Origin of the sequence: Leyella stercorea (assembly GCF_021531355.1) — a bacterium.
In the GTDB taxonomy this organism is placed as follows: Bacteria; Bacteroidota; Bacteroidia; order Bacteroidales; family Bacteroidaceae; genus Prevotella.
Map to the genome: position 1 here is coordinate 1 of NZ_JADYTS010000031.1, position 22,592 is coordinate 22,592.

At 48.7% G+C, this 22,592-nt stretch carries 14 protein-coding genes; 3 read left to right on the top strand and 11 right to left on the bottom strand.

What is annotated here, in order from left to right:
• Window positions 1–452 precede the first annotated feature (452 nt).
• Together I6E38_RS08110 and I6E38_RS08115 are read left to right on the top strand one after the other, a co-directional pair.
• Window positions 453–1,016 carry a hypothetical protein gene (locus I6E38_RS08110; RefSeq protein ID WP_235393493.1) on the top strand — a complete coding sequence of 188 codons (564 nt, stop codon included), beginning with the start codon at window positions 453–455 and terminating at the stop codon, window positions 1,014–1,016.
• A gap of 113 nt (window positions 1,017–1,129) precedes the next feature.
• A complete protein-coding gene (locus tag I6E38_RS08115; protein WP_235393494.1) occupies window positions 1,130–1,837 on the top strand; it encodes a hypothetical protein in 708 nt (235 codons plus the stop codon).
• A gap of 98 nt (window positions 1,838–1,935) precedes the next feature.
• On the opposite strand, the gene I6E38_RS08120 is transcribed toward I6E38_RS08115, so the two are convergent.
• The 11 genes from I6E38_RS08120 to lon form a co-directional block, all read right to left on the bottom strand.
• Window positions 1,936–5,085 carry an alpha-amylase family glycosyl hydrolase gene (locus tag I6E38_RS08120; RefSeq protein ID WP_235393495.1) on the bottom strand — a complete coding sequence of 1,050 codons (3,150 nt, stop codon included), beginning with the start codon at window positions 5,083–5,085 and terminating at the stop codon, window positions 1,936–1,938.
• 171 nt (window positions 5,086–5,256) lie between these two features.
• The gene (locus I6E38_RS08125; RefSeq protein WP_235393496.1) at window positions 5,257–5,904 is read right to left on the bottom strand and encodes a response regulator transcription factor; all 648 of its coding nucleotides are present in this window, start codon (window positions 5,902–5,904) and stop codon (window positions 5,257–5,259) included.
• Window positions 5,905–5,917: 13 nt separating this feature from the next.
• A complete protein-coding gene (locus I6E38_RS08130; RefSeq protein WP_235393519.1) occupies window positions 5,918–8,455 on the bottom strand; it encodes a DUF5686 family protein in 2,538 nt (845 codons plus the stop codon).
• A gap of 213 nt (window positions 8,456–8,668) precedes the next feature.
• Window positions 8,669–9,454 carry an HAD family hydrolase gene (locus I6E38_RS08135; protein WP_235393497.1) on the bottom strand — a complete coding sequence of 262 codons (786 nt, stop codon included), beginning with the start codon at window positions 9,452–9,454 and terminating at the stop codon, window positions 8,669–8,671.
• Between the two features lie 32 nt (window positions 9,455–9,486).
• On the bottom strand, window positions 9,487–10,509 hold the full coding sequence (locus I6E38_RS08140) for a lysylphosphatidylglycerol synthase transmembrane domain-containing protein (protein WP_235393498.1): 1,023 nt from the start codon (window positions 10,507–10,509) through the stop codon (window positions 9,487–9,489).
• Between the two features lie 6 nt (window positions 10,510–10,515).
• Window positions 10,516–11,424: a CDP-alcohol phosphatidyltransferase family protein gene (locus tag I6E38_RS08145; protein ID WP_235393499.1), complete on the bottom strand. Its 909-nt coding sequence runs from the start codon at window positions 11,422–11,424 to the stop codon at window positions 10,516–10,518.
• Between the two features lie 66 nt (window positions 11,425–11,490).
• Window positions 11,491–13,152, bottom strand: a complete 1,662-nt coding sequence (locus I6E38_RS08150; RefSeq protein ID WP_235393500.1) for an NTP transferase domain-containing protein — start codon at window positions 13,150–13,152, stop codon at window positions 11,491–11,493.
• Window positions 13,153–13,464: 312 nt separating this feature from the next.
• Entirely contained in the window at window positions 13,465–15,282 is a 1,818-nt protein-coding gene (locus tag I6E38_RS08155) for a DEAD/DEAH box helicase (protein WP_235393501.1), read from the bottom strand.
• A gap of 167 nt (window positions 15,283–15,449) precedes the next feature.
• Window positions 15,450–16,688, bottom strand: a complete 1,239-nt coding sequence (locus I6E38_RS08160) for an LptF/LptG family permease (RefSeq protein WP_235393502.1) — start codon at window positions 16,686–16,688, stop codon at window positions 15,450–15,452.
• Between the two features lie 10 nt (window positions 16,689–16,698).
• Window positions 16,699–17,826, bottom strand: coding sequence for a tRNA guanosine(34) transglycosylase Tgt (gene tgt / locus I6E38_RS08165; protein ID WP_235393503.1), 1,128 nt, complete (start codon window positions 17,824–17,826; stop codon window positions 16,699–16,701).
• Window positions 17,823–20,288 carry an endopeptidase La gene (gene lon / locus I6E38_RS08170; protein ID WP_235393504.1) on the bottom strand — a complete coding sequence of 822 codons (2,466 nt, stop codon included), beginning with the start codon at window positions 20,286–20,288 and terminating at the stop codon, window positions 17,823–17,825. The genes tgt and lon overlap by 4 nt, the downstream gene beginning before the upstream one ends.
• A gap of 267 nt (window positions 20,289–20,555) precedes the next feature.
• Here lon and I6E38_RS08175 point away from each other — a divergent pair, with 267 nt between their 5' ends.
• Window positions 20,556–22,580 (top strand): family 20 glycosylhydrolase, encoded by a 2,025-nt coding sequence (locus tag I6E38_RS08175; RefSeq protein WP_235393505.1) that lies wholly within the window; start codon window positions 20,556–20,558, stop codon window positions 22,578–22,580.
• Window positions 22,581–22,592 lie beyond the last annotated feature (12 nt).

Consider the following 22,592-nt stretch of genomic DNA (forward strand, 5'->3'; position numbering starts at 1 on the left):
GAAGTTAAGCCCGCTTGCGCCGATGGTACTGCAATGCAATGCGGGAGAGTAGGTGGCTGCCTTCTTTTACTTGAGGTCTTCAAGGTCTAACGACTTTGGAGACCTTTTTTTATATCATTAAAATCATTGTCAATCGAATATCATAAAATCATTGTCGACCATTGTCACTATTGTCGTTAAATACAAACGCTACGAAGGGGTTATGGAGGATATTGGGCTTACAGCCCGTTTATGTATCGTTAATTATTGCCTCACCCCTATTAATATGCTTCATTGTACGTACTTGTACATAGTTTGTATTAAATTGTATCTTTTTTTGGCTCTAAAATTTGCGATAACAATATATTTTCTTAACTTTGCATCACTAAAAGTAACTATAATACTAAAAGTAACGAGAATACTAAAAATTACAAGTAATACTAATTTACTAATATTTAATAACCGAAAACATTATGATTAAAACTTTGCGTTTTACATTGGTAGCATTGATGATGCTTGTATGCGGTGGCGCATCTGCACAGACAACTATCAACTTCAAGAACATTTTCGAGCCTTGTCTTCAGCCTAACAAGCCCGTTCTTTATCTTATGAATAAGGAAGCAGGTGCAGGTGTACAAACTGTAGGCGACGTAACAATGACCATTATCCCGGGCAACTATAGCTCTTCTCCTGCTTACCAGATGTTTACTGGCGACGCAGCTAAGTCGAACGCTTGCATCCGTCTGTATGGTAGCAAGGTGGACAACGAGAATGCTGAGGGATCGGCAATCAAGTTGACTAACAGCAAGGAGAACATGAAGCACATCGTTTTCGTGGCTACTCCGGTAGAGCAGGGCGCTGGCGAATTGAACGCTTCTTGCGGTACTCTGAAGTTTGAGCGCAAGACCAAGAACTATGTTTGGACTGGCGATGCCAAGGAGGTTACTTTCACTGTTAGCCGTCCTGAGGGCAAGACTGGTGTGCTCCGCTTCAGCGAGATCGTTGTAAACACAACAATGCCTGCTGCTAAGAAGTAATAACTGACTCAGAACATAATTCTCTACATTATTAAATTGTTGGCGGTAGCCGGAAGTCGTTTCGGCTCCGCCAATACTACTGCAAATATTTTTAAAACTAAAACAATAAAATTATGATTAAAACTTTACGCTACGCTTTTGTTGCTGCACTTATGATGGTGTGTGGCGGTACAATGTCTGCTCAAGATGCAGGTACAACAACTAAGAAGACTACCATCAACTTCAAGGATGTTTATGGTGAGATGGAAGCAGAGAATCCAAGCAAGACAGTTGTCTATCTTGAGAAACATCCAATTAATGTTGAGGGAATTTCTATTTCTTTCTCTAAGGGTAAAGCTGCCGAGGCTCCTAATTATACTATTGACAGAGGATTTGTAAAATTAGCTGGTGGTTCAGAGGCTTCACCCAATGAAGGAAATACTATTACCTATAAGTCAGATGACTATATTACTCAAATTAATTTGATTGCTTCTAATGCTGCTCCGTGGGCTGATTTGTCCGTTAATGTAGGAACCTTCACCTTATCTGGACAAAATGGAAAAAATGTAGTTTGGGTTAATAAGGACAATAACGGCAAATACATTAATACAAAGGAAGTCATTTTTACAGTTTGTAGAGCTTCTTCTACAGAAACTGGTAAGAAAGATAATGTTCGTTATACACAGACTGTTGTAAATACAAATAGTGTTGCAACTGGTATCAACAACATCACCGTAGACAATGCCAAGAAGGGCGTTCGTTACAACCTCGCTGGTCAGCGTGTTAACGAGTCATACAAGGGTGTTGTTATTGAGAACGGCAAGAAGATGATCGTTAAGTAATCTTCATCCGATTACATTGACACTATATTAGAATAAAAATAAAATGAGGCTATAGCACTTTGGCTATAGCCTCATTTTATTTTTATGAACTACTAACTTTAACGTACTACAAACTTTTTGCCGTTGGCAATATAGATGCCAGGACGGAGAGTGTAAGTTGAAGATTTGAGGTCGGACATTACAGCGACACATTCGCCGTTGAGTGTATATACCTTTATCATTTTCTTAGCAGCGTTGGCGTTTATGCCGTTGATGGCAGTTGTGATGTTGATAGAGTTGTTAACACCATTGAAGTCGTAGCACTTGCCGTTTTGATAGATAAGGTTGGCTGTCTGCTCACCACTACCATTGTTGAAGATGATGTGTGTAGGCATGTCGGTCTTGTCGCCCTTATACTCCCACATCCAAATGCTCATGCCGTTGTATTTCTTAGAGGTCTTGACACAATCCTCGCCTGGCCAATTGCCACCAGTATAGTTCTCGTCGCCATTATTGTGGTTCCATACCCATGCCTTAACTGTTGTCCATGATGTAGGAGCTGCAAAGTAAACATAGAACTTGCCAGTTGGATTGGGGACAGGTATTGGGTCTGGTTCTGGATTAGGATTAGGATTTGGATTAGGATTCGGTTCGGGAACAGGAATACCACTAAGTACCTTGTAGCCAGAGCCACCATCGTAAGAGAAGAATGTTGTAGCTGTGATGCCAGTAATGTCACCAGTCTGTGCACTACCACCATTGTTAAGAATCATATTGAACGACTCTACACCGTCAGCAACGAACATATAATACTCTACACCTTCAACAGTTGCCTTAGCTGACATCTGCTTGCCTGGCCACTCGCCATTGAGAGCCTTGGCTGCCTCACCGCCAGCTGTCCATGCATAGAGGTTAGGTGCTTTGTCTGCCTTGACATAAACGATGATAGAAGCGTTAGGATCTACCTTTCTGTATGTAGTAGTACCACTGTACTCGGTACCATCGTCGTTTGTTGCACCCCAGTTTACTTTCTTGGTGTCACCAAACTTCATGTCTGCGCCAATGGTGAATGTTGAGCCTTCGCTTGAGAGTTCTACCTTGTCCTCACCTTCAATCTGATACCAGCCGCTTGTTGCGCCATCGTTGAGAGTTGCAGTAACGGTAACGGTCTCTGTGCGGAAGTTGCCGCCATTAGGATTGAATACAACTGCTGCATCCTGCTCTATGTCTTCGCTACCATAATATATATCGGTGCCTGCCTCTTCCTGACCGTCGTAAGCCTGACCATCTTTGCTCTTGGCAGAAGTAGTGTAGATGAACGGACCATCTTCGCCTACAATGCCGCCAGTCCAATCCTTTACTAGTACACGTACCTGACCCTGTGTTGCAGGAGCGTCAACGGTGATAGTAGAACCAGTATATGTCTTACCGGTTACGATATCGGTGTATGTGCCTGCGGGGCAATCTGTGAATGTGGCGCCGCCGTTGAGGGCAACGAGAGCGTAGCTTTTCTTATATGCACGCTTGAAAGCAATACCGCCATTAGCTGTACATCCATCGACGGTCCACTGACCCTTACGCAGTGCAGGAACAGCCTGACGAATCTGGTTAAGACGAATGAGGTGCTGAGCAAGATCGTGGTTGAGAGTTGCATTGACATTGCCAGAAGCTGTGTACTTACCGAAGTCTGTTGCCTCAACATCGCCTGTGATGTAGCCACCGAAGTAGGCACGACCAGTGTTTGAGAGAGGACCATTAGGGCCTTTATCAATTACCTTACCACGACGGAAACCAATCTCAGAACCATAATAGATACAAGGAATACCACGGAAGGTAAACAAGAGAGAGAGGTTCTCAGCCCACTGAGCATCTGTACCACCAAAACGGTTTGTGTCGTTTGGACCTGGACTGTAGTCATGGCTATCTACATATACTACATTGTAAGTAGCGTCATTATAGCACTCGTCGCCGCTTGCAATTCCGAAAGCCTGTTGGGCAGTGTTGTAGCTGTAGTGCATAGGGAAGTCAATGACGTTGAATCCGCTTGACTGAGAATAGTCCGGCTCGTGCCATGCACCATTGAGCATCTTGGCATTGTTGCTCTTTGGAGAAGTAGTCTCCTCCAAGCAAAGCTCTTGTGGGCCTACAGGCTCAGAACCCTCAGGAATCACCACGTTATCCCAGTAGCTTTTGCTTCCATCCCATTTGTTGAGCAAGTCCTCGTCCGACTTCCAGGTATAAAAGTAGCAAGAGAGGTTTGCCTGACCTCTGTAGGTGACATCGTTCATACGAGTACAAACCTCACCATACATAAAGAAAGGTGCCTGGTTTAAGCGCTTGCTCTTATACTGCTCGCCAAGTGCTGTAAATTGAGGAATGAACTGCTTGTTGAATGTCAAGCGAGAGATATGGCCGGATGTATCGATACGGAAACCATCGACACCCATCTTGATGAACTCGCCATAGCACTTTACGAGATACTGTGCCACCTCGTCGTTCTCAGTGTTAAGGTCTACACAGTCGCCAGCAATCTGACCCATCCAACGGCTGGGGAAGTCCCAGTTCCAGTTGTTGGCTGTATGGTGCCAGTAGTTGTGTATGTCGTGGTTCTGTCCATCTGTATTCTTCATCAGAGCCAAACGGCGCTGGTACTGCTGAGCACCTACAATTGTGAGATAGTCGGAGCCAAGCATATCGCTGTTAGGAATCATACAAGCGTCGATTTCAGCCTGGTTACGAAGCTTGGTGTTGCGCTCAAACTCCTTGCAGAGATTCTCCTCACCAAAGTTACCTGTGTGGTTGAGCACGATGTCAAGTATAATCTTGATGCCCTTGGCATGTGCCTTGTCGATGAGTTCCTGGAACATTACGTCGCCACTCTTCGAGCCGTCACCGCTCTGATAGCGGCAGTCGACATGTGTGAAGTCCATGGCATGGTAGCCATGATAGTCGTAACCCGATGCGTTCTGCACTACTGGGGTAATCCAGATGGCTGTGAAACCAAGCGCCTTGATGTAGTCGAGCTTGTCGATCACACCCTGGAAGTCGCCTCGCCAGCAAGGGTCGCCAGTCTCGATCTGACATTGTTTGTTATCCCAACACAATACATTGTTTTGAGGATCGCCATCGTAGAAACGGGTGGTAATCATAAAGTAGATACTCTCGTCGCGAAAATCCGTTCGCTGACTGTTGAAATCGTCTGCCATTGTTGGCATAGCGATGAGCATAAGCAGTAGAAATGCCCACATTTTAAGTTTGTTGTTAATCATAAAAGGTTTGTTGAAAACAGTTATTAAGTTATCGATTATGTTGCAAAAATAGGGATATAAAGTAATATGAAACAACTTAATAAATGAAAAACAATCAAAAAATCAGGACAATCGTTTGCATAAAATTATAAAAAAAAGAGGCTATAGCGTGAATGCTGTAGCCTCATTTCATTATATATAATATTCCGCACTGTCTACCAGTCCTGCTCTGAGCGCCAGTTTTGTAGCCTCGTGAGCGTTGTTGACACTAAGCTTGCGGAATATGTTCTTGCGGTGGGTATTGATAGTATGGAACGACGAGAAGCGTCGTTCGGCAATCTCCTTCGTTGTAAGTCCGAGAGCTATAAGCTTCAGAATCTCCGTTTCGGTCTTTGTAAGATTAGCCAACTCGGGTTGTTGCTCGTCGTTGGTCGGCGGATTGAGCAGCATCTCGGCTATTCGTTGGCAGATGTATCGTTGATGTTGTAGGGCGTATTGCAATGCTGAGCGTATCTCGCCAATTGGTGAGTCTTTCATTACAATACTTAATTGTCGGCTTGTAGCCACAGCTCGCGACATAAATTCGTAGCTCAGTGTGTCGCTGAACAGCACCCAATGCGAGCTACCAAACCGTTGTGTAATAATGAGCAGCTCAGACAGGTCGTTGATGTCGAACATTGTATAGTCGAGCACTACTATAGCATCGGGCACGGCTGTCAAGGCTTCGATGAGCGAAGCCTTGTCTTCGACATATTTGCACTCGCCAGCACATTCCATAGTGCTGGCGACGTGCATCAGTCCGATGCGTGTGATATCCTGTCTGTCTGCAAATAAAATCATAAGCTTGATGCTTTTAGAAACTTGCCATAAACATGAAGCGTATACCGTTCTTCTTGATGCCAGGACCATTGTAGTTCATACGGCGAACATAGTCAACGGCGAAGAACTTGAAGATGTTGTGTACGCCTACTACAACTTCCCAGTATGGCTTCTTCTTGTCCATTACTGACGCTCCTTCGGGCATCTGGAAGAGCAAGTTGGAGTTCTGGTTCTGCTCAAGCAGCGGGTTGTTCTTGTCGGTCAGTGTGCTCCACATTCCCTTTACCGATACCCATTCACGCCATTTGAGCTTGCGTATGAGTGGCAGACGGTTGAACAGCTTGCCGTTGAGGTCCCACGAAACCGACGCAAAGGCGTAGCGGTCGCTTAGGAACTCCATGTTCTTAAGCATCGACATGGTATTCTCCATCTCGAAGTAGGTGAGGTTGGCAGGGGGCATGATGAGGAGCGGGAACGGTACCTTGCTCCATTGTGCACCACCGATAAGGTGAGTGTTGACGTAGCCCCACGATCCGAGCCAGAAGCGCTTGTATATGCTTGCCTCAGTCATATTGAGCTTGTACTCGCCACCAAGGAAGTTCTTGATGCCCATAGTGTGGCTCAATGTAAACTCAGGAGCATCGAGATTGACAGGCCAACGCTGCTGCTTGGTATTGATGAAGGTCTGTCCGGGACAGTAGCGCACGCCAAGCTTAGCCTCAGTAGTGCGTATCTTGTGGACGAATTCGTTGCCGTCGGCATCGGGATTGGTCACAGCACCTGGCATCTTCATGAATGTGAGGTCGCCGGTTGGTGTGTTGCTCTCAGCCTTGATTGACGCGTTGAACGACAATCCCCAGTCGGTCTCGTAGTCGAACGAGAGTTTCTGGCGGTTGTAGAAGTACATCTGCTCAACCTTCTGTGTACGCAACGACATGAATACATTATCCTTGTTGTGCATGAGGAACTTGTCGGCAGGCGACATAACATCGTAGCCAGTCTCGAAGATGATGTTGCGCTGCGGGAATTCGAACGGCGCATTCTTCTTCTTGTTCAGACTGTATGTTATTTCTGTGCCATAGTAGTGGTTGTGCGACTTTGTACCGTAAGCGTAGTAACCCTTCCAGAAGAGGTGCTTGTTGAGATTGGCTGTGGTACGTCCGCTGAGACGTAAGCGGTAGTTGTCGACGAAGTTGTTTGAGATGATGGTGTTGACCGGACCGAAGTCGAACATCGACTTGGTGCGTGTAGAACCAGTCTCGACGAAGTTCTCGAGGAATGCTCGCAATCCGAAGATAATCCACTTGAAGTTCTTCGACTGCTCCATACGATGTATGAAGGCATTCATCGACGACTCGCCCTTGGTAAGCTCTACGGCACGATACTGGTTCCAGAACGCCTCGTCGCGTATCATCGCATCTACCTCGTGCTTTACCTTTGCCTTGCCCTTGAACAGCTTGTTGGGCAAATCGTCGAAGGCATAGTCGTCGTAGCGCGTCGTCTTGGTGACAAGCAGGTCGCCTATCATCTTGTTGACGTGTATCTCGGTGGTGAGGTCGTCTACCGACAGCACCCATTCGCCATTGGGCAATTGGGTGTATTCCTGCGTAATCTTCATGTCTCTCACGAAGTTTACGTCGGTGCACTTAGGCAGAGTGAACGAGCATTTCTTGACGTGCAATGACGAGTCGGCCAATACGTACAGTTCGCCACGGAATCCGAAGTCCTGCTGGTTGTTGGGGATAAACTCCAGATGGTAGCACAGGTCGCGGTCGACATATACCGTGTCCTGTATGTAGAAACGGTAGAACGAGATGGCAGTCTCGCCGATGGGCGACGTAAACTGATACTGAAGCAGACGCATGTGGTCGTCGTAGATATTGACATCTGTAAACACCTCTTTAAGCAACGTGTTCAGTATCTCGCCCGTCTGCAGCAGGTTGTTGACACCTTCTTGGCGCTGACCCTTGATAATGTCCTTCTCCTCCTTAGGATTCTTGCGATAGATGTGCTGCGTAACGGTCTCCTCCACGCTGACGGGCAGAATGAGCTTGTTGTTGTAAGGCGATGTTTCAATCTGATCTTTCACATACGACTTGTTCTTGTACTTGCCCGTTACAAGGTCTTCGGGCTTGATATCGTTCAGAGCGAGCGTTATCTTCTGATATTTGTTGTACTGATAGTAGTCGTTGTTCTCAAGATGCGACAGCTTCTTGGCTGCTATTACGCGCTTCATAAGCTCTACGGCAGGGTTGTTCTTGCGTGAGTAGCGTTCGCGCTTCTGCTTGATAACCACCTCGCCAAGAGTCTTAGAGTCCTCCTTGAGCACAATCTTCATGTGTGAAGGAGTGTTGGGGCCAACCTTGATAGTTTGCGGAATGAAGCCTACGCTACTGAATGTGAGTTCCCAACCATTGTGTCGCGCAATGGTAAACTTGCCGTCCATGTCGCTTGCTGCTGCCACATGGTGACCCTTATATATAGCGCTTGCCAACGGAATAGGATATCCGTCGCTGTCATAAATTTCACCGGTAATCTGTGCCTTGGCTGCAATTGCCAAGACAAAGAACATCAATGTAATACTTAAAAACCTTTTCACCCTTTACCTTTATATTAAATGTGTATCCTAATTGTCTATTAAGAGAATGCAAAGTTAAGAATAATAAGTGAAATAGGACATGAAAACTTTTTGCATTTAAATATTTTTCTGAATATTTTTCCCATAGCAACTAAAAAATAGGAAAAACGGAATATTGAGTAGAATTGGAGTAAGTCAAAATGCAAACTATGCATTTTGACTTACAAACTTAAGCATGTCTTCGAGTCGTGTTATAACGTCGTCGCAAATGCTTTCATCGGCTGGCTTGTCTTCCCATTGGCGTCCTTTAATCCAAATGGTATGGCATCCGAGTTGATGAGCGGGTACAATATCCTTGCCGTAGGTGTCGCCTACCACCAATACTTCAGAGGCAGGCAAATCGAGAGCGCACACTCCGAGAGCGAATATGGCAGGATTGGGTTTGCGCACGCCTACCACAGCCGACTCAACAATCTCCTTGAAGAAACCATCGAGATGAGCGTCGCGCAGCACTGTGCGGATGTTGCCGTAGAAGTTGGATACGAGCACCATAGGCAGACCTGCCTGACGCAGACGTTCGAGCACCTTGCGGTTTTCGTGCAGCAAGGCGTTGGTTGCATCGTTGATGCATGTGGCAATGCGCATGGCGGTGTCGCTGATTTCATCGGCTGTCATCTGCAGGTGTGATGTGAGCTGTGCCTGGCGCTGCTCGTCGTCCTTGCCTGTGGGCAACAATGGGCAACCGCACAGAAACTGCAACTGCAACTGAAGCTTTTCGCGCAGAATGTCGATAAAGTGGAATTCGGGAGTAACGATAGGGTTGACAGCCAAAGCTCGCTCTCCGTATACATAAGCGTCGCGATAGGAGGGCTTGTCGACGGCAATGCCACACTGCTGGTAGCTGTCCCATATCACTTCCGACCAGTGGTCGCCGCGTGTGTCGAGCGTGCCACCGTAGTCGAATATAATGCCTCGTATTTTAGTTGATCTCATGTCTTGTATGGTTATATTTATAATGTGTTTCGTTACGATTCGCTGTTGTTGGATGTATCCTTGGGCAATTTGTTGTTGCCAATCTTAATCAGCATGATGCCGATAGCTATCCATACCAGTTCGCGCAGTCGGGTGATAAGACCCGTGTACACACCGAGTGCACCTGTAAGATGCAGTCCGTCTACAGCCAATGCCAATCCGCCTTCGCGCGATCCAAGCTGCATCGGCGTAAAGAATATAAGATTGCTGAACAGCGACGAGAATGCGAGAATGAGTATAGAGTCAACGATGCCAACCTCGGCGTTGAATGCCTTGAGGATGAGGTAAATCTCGAAACTCTGCAGGATGCGAGCCGACAGTTCGAACAGCAGCGACGAGTAGAAGGTGCGCTTGTGCTGCTGGTGGAGTAGGGCTATCTGCGAGTCAATCTGTTCGAGGGTCTCCTTCTTCGATTCGGCAAAGCGTATTGCCCATCCCTTTACAAACGGTATGTGGGTGAGCAATCGTATGCCTTTCTGTGCCATGCCCGTCTTGTAACCACGTGAGAAGAAGTAGATGGCAAGAATACAGAATGCACCTATTACTGTAAGCAGTATGCCCATCGACAATCCTACGGGATTGAATGCGATGAAGAGGAAGATGGAGAGAAACCAGAACCAGAAGTGTGAGAAGATGTGCATCATCACATATAATATAACCGATGATGTAGCCTTGCTCACGCCGGTGTATGGCTTCAGTTCCATGATGCGGTAAGGCTCGCCACCCATAAGTCCACACGGAGTAGTGTAGTTGAGGGCAAATCCGCTGACGGTGAGTTTGTAGACACGCCAAAACGAGAGCCCTTCACAGCGCCCTTCGTCATTGATGATAAGATACCATGACAATGTGTTGACCAAGTACACCACCAGCCATAAAGCCAAGATGAGCGGGAAGTAGATGCCCACCTTGAGCAGATAGTACCAAATGTCGGTATAGTCCATGTTCATCGTGCAGAGCATGATGACAATGGCTATTATACCGAACGCCATGAATATATTGCGAAACTTATTGTTCATATGTTTTTATTTGTAGCTGTCGAGCTTGGCAAGTACCTCGCGGCACAGACGCTCGTGACGATAGTGCATATAGAAGTAAACGGCGGTGAACACTACAATCTCTACTGCCGGATAAACCCACGGCTTGCCAATGAGAATGCTGACGAAGAGTGTGATGCTGCGCCAGTTGAAGGTGAGGAAGTTGGCGTACTTCATCAGTGGCAGACTGCCCTGGCGGAAGTCATTGCGCAGGCTTTCGGGCAACTGGTCGGGATATTTGGCACGTATTGCAGCCTTGAGTTTCTGAAACCACGGTGTCTCCTTCTCCTGGGCTGCTGTATAGTTGACATAGAAGAACTGGAAGAGTTTCTGCAGCGGCTGCTTGCCCCATTTCATCTCGCGATACAGCTCCACCTGCTTTGAGGCATCGTCCATCTCGCTGCCATCCTTGCCCTTGAGGAAGAAGAGGTGAATCTGACGGTAGTAGTCGGCAAGACGACACTGGCGTGAGTGACAACCGAAACCGCTTATTACGCACAGTACCCAAATCCACACGCCCCATTCGGGCATGAGTCGGATGCAGATGGCTACATAGATGGCGATGAACCAGAAGTCGCCTGCGGCACCGTCGAGAATACGTCCAAGCGCGCTCTTCTGATTGGTGAGACGTGCCAGCTGACCGTCGCAGCTGTCGTACATATTCGCCCAAATGAGCAGCAGAATACCTACGATGTTGATGCGAAGATCGTTGAAGCCGAAGCAGATGCCGGCTCCTACGCCGAGGAATATTGAAAGAATAGTCACTACGTTGGGGGTGACGTGCAGCATGCGGAAGAAGCGTGCCCACTGATAGCCTATCGGGCGATAGAAATAAATGTCGATGTGTTCCTCTGTGTCCGACGACTTGAGGGTTGACTTGAATTCTGAATTTGACATTTTTATATGATAATGTTTAATTAAAATTCTTGATGTAACGTTTGGGGTGTTGCCGGTTCCGCTGTTTTACATCTTGTTGAGTATAGCCATGGCTATATTGAATGCTGCCTCGTCGCGGCATGGGGCAAAGCTTGGCCAGTCGTTGAAGTCGATAATCTTTATCGAACCGTCGTCGCCTATCACGCAGTCGCCGCCATATACTGGCACGCCAAGCATCAGTGCTGCCTTGTCGGCTTCATGTTTAAGGGCGTCGGTGTCGAAGAGAATGCCGCGTGCGTCGCCGTTGATTACCTCAAGGCCGAACTTAGAGCGGTGGCCGCATTTAGAAGGATAGAACCAGTAGAAGAAGTCGGTGCCCTCAACACCGTAGAACTTGATAAGGTCGCCTTTGAGGTGCTCGTTTACCACTACCGACTCTACGCCACGCTGCCAGAAGTCGTTCAGAAGTTTCTCTGCCTCGTCCTTCGACTGCACGTAGCATGTGTCCTCCTTCTGCTGGGCACATCCGTCGCCACGTTTCAGCCACAGAGGATAGTCGATACCGTCAGACATAGAATTGCCCTTTTCGATGATACGGCTTTCTGGATAAGCCACACCGCCCTCAATGAACATCTCTGTCATGGTACGGCGTATGCAACGGTCGATGCCGTCGCTGCTGTTCACTACGGGAGTGCCGTTCTTCTCAATACGGTCGAGGGCGTTGAGTGCGCGCTTGCTGCGAGCCATGCTGAAGAAAGCATCGGCATGCTCATTGGCAATGGCTTCATTGCTGTCTATTATGCCATTGTCGGCAGCACGTTGGAGGGCTGCGTCTATAGTTTCTGCCTTGGTGTAGAAGTCCTTCTCGTTGTACATCTCTACCTCGGCACCGAGCAATTCCAGATTGTCCTTAACGGCGTGCATGATAGCTGCGTCGTTGTCGACACAGTTGGGCGAATACTCATTGCCGCGACATACGCCTACGAGTTTCTTGCCTTCGAGCGGACGAAGGAAAGCTTCAGCCTTGGCAATGTCGTCACGATGGTCGACATCGAGAATCTTGTTAATAGGATAAGCTTCGAGTTTCAACCCCTCGGCTACGAGCTGACGCTGGAAGTTGCGCATACGGCTCATGCCCTTCTCCATACAATGGTCGAGTACGTCGAGAGCACGGTCGCCCAGACAGTAAATACCGCCTGATATAAGATAGTCGCCCTGCTCCTGGCTGTCATGGAAACCAGTGACGCGAGGCATGCGGTGAGAGCCTTGCTTGTCGAGAATGCTTGCACCGTCGGCATCCACCTGTTGCTCAACGCCTACCCACAATGGCTTCTCGTCATCAACAAATGGTGTGACAGCCATACATCCGTCAATATCGGTAGTGGCAGCAAAGTGGCGAATATATTTCTTGAATTCTGCTTCGCGGAAGATAGTATCTACCGTTGTAAGACAAAAACGTTCGCCACGCAGATATGGCGAAAGTGCATGCAAGCTGTGCATTGAACTTGGTGTGGTCTTCACTACAAGGCGCAGTGGCACAGGTAGAGCGAGGCTCTCAATATGTTCGCGCACTGCTGTGCTCCATTCGTTGACGATTACCACTATTTCCGTCGCACCGCAGTCGACGAATATGCGCAGCAAGCGTTCAATCATGGGCTCGCCGCATACGGGTACCAGCGGTTTGGGCTGCTCGACGCCTTCCTGCGCCAGACGGCTACCTTCGCCTGCTGCTATAACTGCAAATCTCATTCTCTCTATTTCTATGATTTCCTATGAAAACGCATAGTTTGAAGCTGTGTCAGAACTCATAAAATACGAGCTGTAAAGCCCCAGAAACCTACATAGCTTCTACCTATGGATGCGTACAATTTGTTTAAACGGTGCAAAGTTACGAGTTTATTTTGATAAAAGCATTAATTCTGTACGATTTTATGGGTTTCGGCATATTGTGAAGGATGGCATAGTGATGATAATATCCAAAAACGGGGCAGAATTCCAGTATGGAGTTCTGCCCCGTTGTATTGTATCTACTATACTTTATTGTTTCGTATCTACTATACTTTAATCTTTCTTTTTTCCGAGCGACTTTAGCCAGCTGATAGGTTTTGTCAGAATCTTTGTGATAGCACTTGTTTGCTTTACAGCGGGCAAGTTTGGCGTAGGTTCTGCCTTTGGAGTATTAGGCTTACGGCTGTTGCGGCGCTGTTGCTGTCGGCGTGACTTCTGTTCGCCTTCAGACTTCTGTTCGGTGTTCTGACGCTTACGGTTGTTTGGCTTTCTGTCGTTATTTGACTTATGTTCGTTGTCTGACTTCTGCTCGCCACGAGTTTTTTGTTCGCCACGAGTTTTCTTTTCGTTGCGCAGCTTCTGTTCCTTGTCTGTCTTCTGCTCGTTTGAGTTATTTTGCTCGCCAGTTGTTTCTCCGTTCTCTTGTCGGCGGCGTGGCTTGCGGTTGCGCTTGTTGCGCGGCTTCTTCTCACCGTCGGTTTGGACATTGACGGTAGTCGAGTTGTCTGGCTGTTGGGTGTTGTCAACAGTAGTCTGCTCAGCGTTGCCGGTTGTGGTGTTAGCGGGCTGCTCGACGTTGTTGTCGGCATTCTGTGGTTTGCGTCGGCGGTTGTTGCGTGGTTTCTTTTCGCCGTCAGCAGCCTGCTTGTCAGTTGTCGGCTTCTTGCCTCGACCACGGCCACGGCTGTTGCGGTCGGACTTGCCTTTGCCTCGCGGAGCGTTATAGTCGGGTGCTTCGCCCAATCCTTCAGGCAATGCCACCTTTTCAACTTCACGGTCGAGGAACTTCTCTATCTGCTTAAAGCTGTAGATTTCGTCGTCGCTTACGAAGGTGATGGCAACACCGTCGCGCTCGGCACGTGCTGTACGTCCGATGCGGTGAACATAGTCTTCTGGGTCGTGGGGTACATCGAAGTTGATGACCATAGCAATATCGTCGATGTCAATGCCACGTGCTACGATATCGGTGGCTACGAGTACGTCGATCTGTCCGGTCTTGAACTTATACAGGATTTCGTCGCGTTCAGCCTGCTCAAGGTCGGAGTGCATCTCACCCGAATTTATCTTCATCTGCTGCAGAGTGCGGTTGATGGCCTTCACCTTCTGCTTCTTGCCAGAGAAAATGATGACACGGTTGAGGTCGCCCTTGCGGAAGAGGTCCTTGATGATGCCAATCTTCTGTGTCTCATAGCAAATGTAGGCGGTCTGCTTGATTTTTTCGGCAGGCTTGCTTACGGCTATCTTCACTTCTACGGGGTTCTTGAGCAGAGTCTTGGCGAGTTCTTCAATCTTCTCGGGCATAGTGGCCGAGAACATGATAGTCTGGCAAGTAGGTGGCAACTTGCTTGCAATCATCTTTATGTCTTCAGAGAATCCCATGTCGAGCATGCGGTCTGCCTCGTCGAGAACGAAGAAGCTTACGCGGCTGAGGTCGGCTGAACCGAGTGAGATATGGCTGATGAGACGTCCGGGAGTGGCAATTACTACGTCGGCACCCATCTGGAAACTCTTGAGTTCCTGATCGTAGCGGTTGCCGTCGTTGCCTCCATATACAGCCACGCTGCTAACGCCGTCGAGATAATAGCCGAAGCCTTGCATGGCCTGGTCAATCTGTTGTGCCAGCTCTCGTGTCGGGCTCATTATAACACAGTTGATAGCGTCCTTGGGGAATCCACCGTCGTCAAGACGCGAGAGAATAGGCAGCAGATAGGCAGCGGTCTTGCCTGTACCTGTCTGAGCTACGCCCAAAAGGTCGCGACCTTCGAGTATTGGCGGAATACATTGTTCCTGTATGGGAGTACATACGTCAAAGCGCATGTCGTATAGTGCATCAAGCACATGATCGTTGAGTTGTGTTTCGTCGAAATACATTGTTAGAAATGTTGAGTGTTGAGTGTTGAATGTTGAATAGTTGCGGTATGACCGCAATGTTGAATTTGAAATGTGGAGTGTTGAGTGGCAATTAATTAAATCAACATCGTTTAATTTGTAATCGGCAAAGCCGACAATTCAACACTCCACATTCCTAATTCAACATTTTAATTGGGTGCCTTTCTATAGCAGAAGTATGCTACAATGGCGAATGTGATGTTTGGTATCCACGCAGCCAGCATAGGTGGCATGCCTGCGTTGATGGCAAATGTTGATGACACGGTCTGCAAGAGAATATAGCCGAAGCTGAGTGCCAGACCTATGCCGAGATACATACCCATACCACCCTTGCGCTTGCGCGACGAAAGTGATACACCGATGATGGTGAGGATGAACGAGGCAAACGAGGCGGCAATACGCTTGTGATACTCCACCTGATACTGTACCACATTGCTACTGCCTCGGTCTATCTGTTTGGAGATGTACTCCTTCAGCTCTGGCGATGTGAATGTTTCCTGCTGACCCTTTGAATATACCAAGTCGGTAGGTTCCATGACAATCATGGTGTCGAGCTTTGAACCACTGGTGATGTGTTCCTTTAGACCGCGCATTTCGCGTATCTTCCAGTTGCTTACGGTCCAGTGATATTTGGAGTCGCTGATAGTGTCATACTGCGCCTCCATAGCTGTGAGGTGGCTTACGAGTTTCTTGTTCTCAAACTTGTCGAGCGAGAATCCGTAGCCCTTCTTGTAGTTGTTGTCGTAGTGCTGAATGTAGGCTATCACTCCACGGTCTACTTGCAGCATTACGTTGTCGGCTGAGGTGTTGAGCCTTTTGTTCTTGTACATCGACTCGAAGTTCTGCTTGACGATGGTGCCGTGCGGAATGACGTAGGATGCAAGGAAGAAGGAGAGCGAGGAGATGAGCACACACGAAATCATGTATGGTCGCATTAGTCGCTTGAACGACACACCTGCTGCGAGCATAGAGATAATCTCGGAGTTGGACGCCAGTTTTGACGTGAAGAAAATCACGGCAATGAACACGAACAGCGGACTGAACAAGTTGGCGAAGTATGGAACGAAGTTGGCATAGTAGTCGAATACTATAGCCTTGAATGGCGCATGATATTGCGTGAACTTCGAGAGGTTCTCGTTGACGTCGAATACGATACTGATTGATATGATGAGCGCAATGGAGTAGATGTACGTTCCAATGAATTTGCGTATTATATACCAATCGAGTGTCTTGATGTATCGCAGCGGATTGAGCACGCCTAACACACGCAGAAATCTCAGCTTATGTGCAATCCACATAGCTGCTCTGCGCATCCATCGTGTGTGCTTGTGCATCCACCGTGTTGCATGCAGCAGGTGGCGCATCCGCCTTATGTTCTTTCTTTTCATCCTACTAAAACTAAATTCTTCTTCCGAGATTGTCTATGACGCTGCGTTTCCACTGCACGAAGTCGCCCTGTTCGATATGCTGGCGGGCGTCGGTGACGAGTCGCAGATAGAAGGCGAGGTTGTGAATGCTTGCTATCTGCATTGCCAGAAGTTCCTGGGCCTTGAAGAGATGGTGCAGATAAGCCTTTGAGTGCAGACGATCGATGTCGCATCCGTCGGGGTCGATGGGTGAGAAGTCGTTTTCCCATTTCTTGTTGCGCATGTTCATCGTGCCGTTGTAGGTGAATAGCATAGCGTTGCGTCCGTTGCGGGTAGGCATAACGCAGTCGAACATATCCACTCCGCGTTCAATGGCTTCGAGAATGTTCTGAGGTGTACCTACGCCCATGAGGTATCGCGGACGGTCCTTTGGCAGGATCTCGTTTACAACCTCAATCATTTCGTACATTACCTCAGTCGGTTCACCCACAGCCAATCCGCCGATAGCATTGCCGTCGGCACCCTTGTCGGCTACATACTTGGCAGCCTCACGACGCAGGTCTTTATACTTGCATCCCTGTACGATAGGGAAGAGGCTCTGCTTGTGACCGTAGAGCGGTTCGGTCTCGTTGAAGCGCTTGAAGCAGCGGTCGAGCCAACGCTGTGTGAGTTGCAGACTCTTGCGTGCATACTCGTAGTCGCTTTCTCCGGGAGGGCACTCGTCGAATGCCATCATGATGTCGGCTCCGATAATGCGCTCAGTGTCCATCACGCTCTCGGGAGTGAATATATGCTTTGAGCCGTCGATATGTGAGCGGAACTCGCATCCCTCTTCACGCAGCTTGCGTATGCCGGTGAGAGAGAATACCTGAAAGCCACCCGAGTCGGTAAGAATCGGGCAGTCCCATGTGTTGAACTTATGCAGTCCGCCAGCCTTGCGCAGTGTGTCAAGTCCGGGACGGAGGTACAGGTGGTAGGTGTTGCCCAGTATTATCTGTGCCTTCACCTGCTCGCGCAGCTCCTGAAAGTGTACACCCTTGACCGAGCCAACAGTGCCCACGGGCATAAAGATAGGAGTCTTTATCTGTCCGTGGTCGGTGGTGATGAGTCCGGTACGTGCGTCGCTGCACGGGTCGGTATGTTGTAGTTCAAATGTCATTTGTCTTCTTTCTTTTCTTCATCAATCTTAAAGTTTACCGGGTTGTCAACCAATGTGTCGGTGAGTGCAAATTGCCATACGTCCTGCACGTCCTCGACATAATGGAACTGCACTCCCTTACGGTAGATTTCGGGTATTTCCTCAATGTCCTTGCGGTTGTCGCGGCACATCACGATGTCGGTGATTCCGGCGCGCTTGGCAGCGAGTATCTTCTCCTTGATGCCGCCTACAGGCAGTACCTTGCCGCGCAGCGTTATCTCACCGGTCATAGCTGTGTTCTTGCGCACCTTACGCTGTGTAAGAGCTGAGGCTATAGAGGTGGCAATGGTAATACCAGCCGACGGTCCGTCCTTTGGCGTTGCACCTTCGGGCACATGGATGTGGATGTTCCAGTTGTCGAATATGCGGTAGTCGACGCCCAGTGTGTCTATGTGTGCCTTTACATATTCGAGGGCTATCACAGCCGACTCTTTCATCACGTCGCCGAGGTTACCGGTGAGTGTCAGTTTGCCTGCCTTGCCCTTGCTGAGCGAAGTCTCAATGAAGAGAATTTCACCGCCTACGCTGGTCCATGCCAGTCCGGTTACTACGCCGGCGTAGTCGTTGCCCTGATAGATGTCGCGATAGAATGGCGGTTTGCCGAGCAGGTCCTCAATCTCGTTTGGAGTAATCTTCTCATATGGCAGTTGTCCGTCGAGTGCCTTGCGATAAGCCAGCTTGCGCAGAGCCTTGTTTGTCTGCTTTTCAAGCTGTCGAACACCGCTCTCGCGTGTGTACTGTTCGATTATCTTCTCTATGGCAGCCTTGTTGAATGTCGGCTTATCCTCTTTGGCAGCCAGTCCGCAGTTGTCAATCTCGCGCGGAATGAGGTGGCGCTTGGCTATCTCTATCTTCTCCTCAGTGATATATCCGCTCACCTCAATCAGCTCCATACGGTCGAGTAGCGGCTTTGGTATGCTGCCGAGGTCGTTGGCTGTAGCGATGAAGAGCACCTTCGAGAGGTCGTAGTCAACGTCGAGATAGTTGTCGTGGAAGGCGTTGTTCTGTTCGGGGTCGAGCACCTCGAGCAATGCCGATGACGGGTCACCGTTGACGGTGTTCTGTGTTACCTTGTCAATCTCGTCGAGAATGAACACGGGGTTTGACGAACCTGCCTTCTGTATGTTCTTGATGATACGTCCGGGCATTGCACCAATGTATGTGCGACGATGTCCGCGTATCTCGCTCTCGTCATGGAGTCCGCCGAGCGACATGCGTACATACTTGCGCTTCATGGCTGCTGCAATCGACTTTCCGAGCGATGTCTTACCCACTCCCGGAGGTCCGTAGAGGCAGATGATGGGCGACTTGAGGTCGCCTCTGAGCTTCAGTACAGCCATATATTCGAGTATGCGTTCCTTCACCTTCTCCATTCCGTAATGGTCGCGGTTGAGTATGCGCTGTGCACGCTTCAGGTCGAGATCGTCCTTGGTATACTCGCCCCAAGGCAGATTGATCATTGTCTGCAGATAGTTGAACTGAATGCTGTAGTCGGGGCTTTGCGGATTGAGCATGTCGAGCTTGTCGAGTTCCTTTCGGAACACTTTCTGCACGTCTTCGCTCCAAAGCTTTGTCTTGGCTTTCTCTTCCAGTTCCTTGCGCTCGGGCGAACCCTCACCGTTGCCCAATTCCTCCTTGATATTCTTAATTTGCTGCTGCAGGAAGTACTCACGCTGCTGCTCGTCGAGGTCTTCGCGAGTCTTCGAGCGTATGTTCTGCTTGAGTTCGAGCAGCTGCATTTCCTTGTGCATCACGCGCAGCACGCCGATGACGCGCTCCTTGATACTTGATGTGGTGATGAGCGAAATCTTGTCTTCAAGACTGAATGGCAGGTTTGAGCACACGAAGTCGGCAGCAATCACGTCGTTAGAGATGTTGCTCAGTGCAAACTGCGACTCGTCGGGCAGCTCCTCGTTCATCTGTATGTACTTCACAGTGTTGGAGCGCAGGTCGTCCATTGCAGTCTTGAACTCGGTGTCGTTTTCGTCGGGCATTTCCTCCATAGCGGGGCTGACCTTGCCGAGAATCATCGGCTTGTTTGTGACGAGTTCGTCAAGGTGGCAGCGTCCCAGTCCCTGTATTATGGCTGTCACGTTGTTGCCTGGTCCGGGCATTTCGAGCACTTTCACCAGTTTGGCATATACGCCGTATTCAATGAGGTCGCCTTCGCCTGGCAGTTCCACGTTAGGGTCTTTCTGGCAGAACACAGCAAACACGGCGTCGCGCTCTTTGCTGATGTCTTTGAGCAACTTCAGACTTTGCTTGCGTCCTACAATGACGGGGCATATAACTCCCGGGAAAATCACCACGTTGCGAGTGGCAAGTACGGGGAGTGTACCCTCAAATTCCACATTGAGCAGGTTCTTTATGTCGCCGTCGTAGTCGGCAATCATTTGTATCGATGTATTGGATCTCTTGTTCATATTATATAATAATGTGTGGCGTACTGTTGATTGCACGCTAATAGAGTATAGCAAAATCTGTGCAAAGTTACTCAAAAGTTTTCAGATAGACTTCTATTTTATATAATTTTGCAAAGAAGTGAGTATTAGTGTACTATTATCAATCGATGTTTTCACGGCAAAACCGTTATAGATTGGAAAAAATGCGCTATCTTTGTACCTGCATATTCAATGCGCAACCTAAATAAGAAAGTTAGTAACTGAAACAACGTCAACTAAAACATTATTATGAGAAAAATCTTTTTCAGCGCCAAGAGCATAGTGCTTACATTATGTCTCTGCGCGACATCGGCTCTGGCATGGGCTGGAGTGAATCCTAAACCTTTTGTAGTTCCCGAACTGAAGGAATGGCACGGTGCCGAGGGTCAGATGACCGTTTCGGGCAAGTATGTCGTAAAGGGTGGCAAGGCTGCCGCCGAAGTAGGCCAGATGTTTGCTGTCGACTATGGCAGTTTGATGGGGACTCAGCTCACATTGAAGAACGGTAAGCCGTCGAAGGGCGATATTGTACTTGTGCTCAAGGCAGACAAGGCACTTGGCCAGGAAGGCTACCGCATCAGTATCGGCGACGTTACTACAGTCAGCGCTGCTACGGTCAAAGGACTGAAGTGGGGCACACGTACTGTGCTGCAGATGGCAGAGCAGAACAAATCCAACGGCGGCTCACTGCCAAAGGGCAATATTGTAGACTCGCCTGAGTATGGTTTGCGTGGATTTATGATGGACTGCGGTCGTAAGTTCATCCCGATGGACTATCTGCGTTCGCTTGTCAAGACCATGGCTTACTATAAGATGAACACCTTGCAGATTCATCTAAACGACAACGGTTTCCGTCAGTTCTTCGACAATGATTGGGACAAGACTCAGGCTGCATTTCGATTGGAGTGTGACACTTATCCCGGACTGACAGCACGCGACGGATCGTACACTAAGAAAGAATTCATCGACCTTCAGAAACTTGCCGAGCAGTATGGCGTCGACATCATTCCTGAGATTGACGTGCCTGCCCATACATTGGCTTTCACTCACTACAAACCGGAAATCGGCTCAAAGGAGTATGGCATGGACCATCTCGATTTGTTCAATCCCGAGACATATAAGTTTGTCGACGGACTCTTCAAGGAGTATCTTGAGGGCAAGAACCCCGTATTCCGTGGCAAGGTGGTGCACATCGGTACCGACGAATACTCGAATGCGAAGAAGGAAGTGGTAGAGAAGTTCCGCTACTTCACCGACCGCTATATTAAATATGTAGAGTCGTTCGGCAAGCAGGCTGCCGTATGGGGAGCGCTTACTCATGCCAATGGCGACACTAAGGTGAAGTCGGACAATGTGATAATGAGCTGCTGGTACAACGGCTATGCCGACCCGAAGGAGATGAAGCGACAGGGCTATAAGCTAATCAGCATCCCCGACGGACTTACATACATAGTTCCGGCTGCTGGTTACTATTACGACTATCTCAACTGCGAATATCTCTACGACAAATGGACACCGGCACAGATAGGCAACGAGAAGTTTGACGAGCACGACCCGGCTATTCTTGGCGGAATGTTTGCCGTATGGAACGACCATGCCGGCAATGGCATCAGCGTGAAGGACATTCACGACCGTCTGTATCCTGCATTGCAGACTCTTGCTGTGAAGTTCTGGCGTGGAGCCAAGACGTCAATGCCTTATGCCGAGTTCAACACTCTTCGCCACCAGCTCAGCGAGGCACCTGGTGTCAACGTGGCTGCACGATGGAACAAAGGCAAGACGCTCAGCATAGCAAAGCTTCAGCCTGGTCAGACTACTGGCGAGACAGAAGTGGGCTATGGCTATCGTGTCGACTTCAATATCAAGGGCGCTGCCGAAGAGAAAGGAACTGTGCTGTTTGAGTCGAAGAATGCCACATTCTATCTTGCCGATCCAGAGGAAGGTAAGTTGGGATTTGCACGCGAGGGCTATCTCAACAAGTTCAATTACAAGGTTCCGGAGGGCAAGAATGTTAGCATCTCGATAACGGGCGACAATACCAAGACGTGTCTTTACGTAGACGGTAAGCTGAAGGAAGAACTCGGTCCGCTCACCATCTACGCTATGAAGGCTTCTGATCGTACTACATTCCAGAACGGCGACAAGAACGCTTGGCAGCCGGTGATGTACAATCCGCAGACCCGAATGTACTATCAGCGCACACTCGTATTCCCCCTTGCCAAGGCTGGAGCGTTCAAGAGCAAGATTACTGATGTGCACGTGTCGCAGAAGTAATCGTCTGAAATA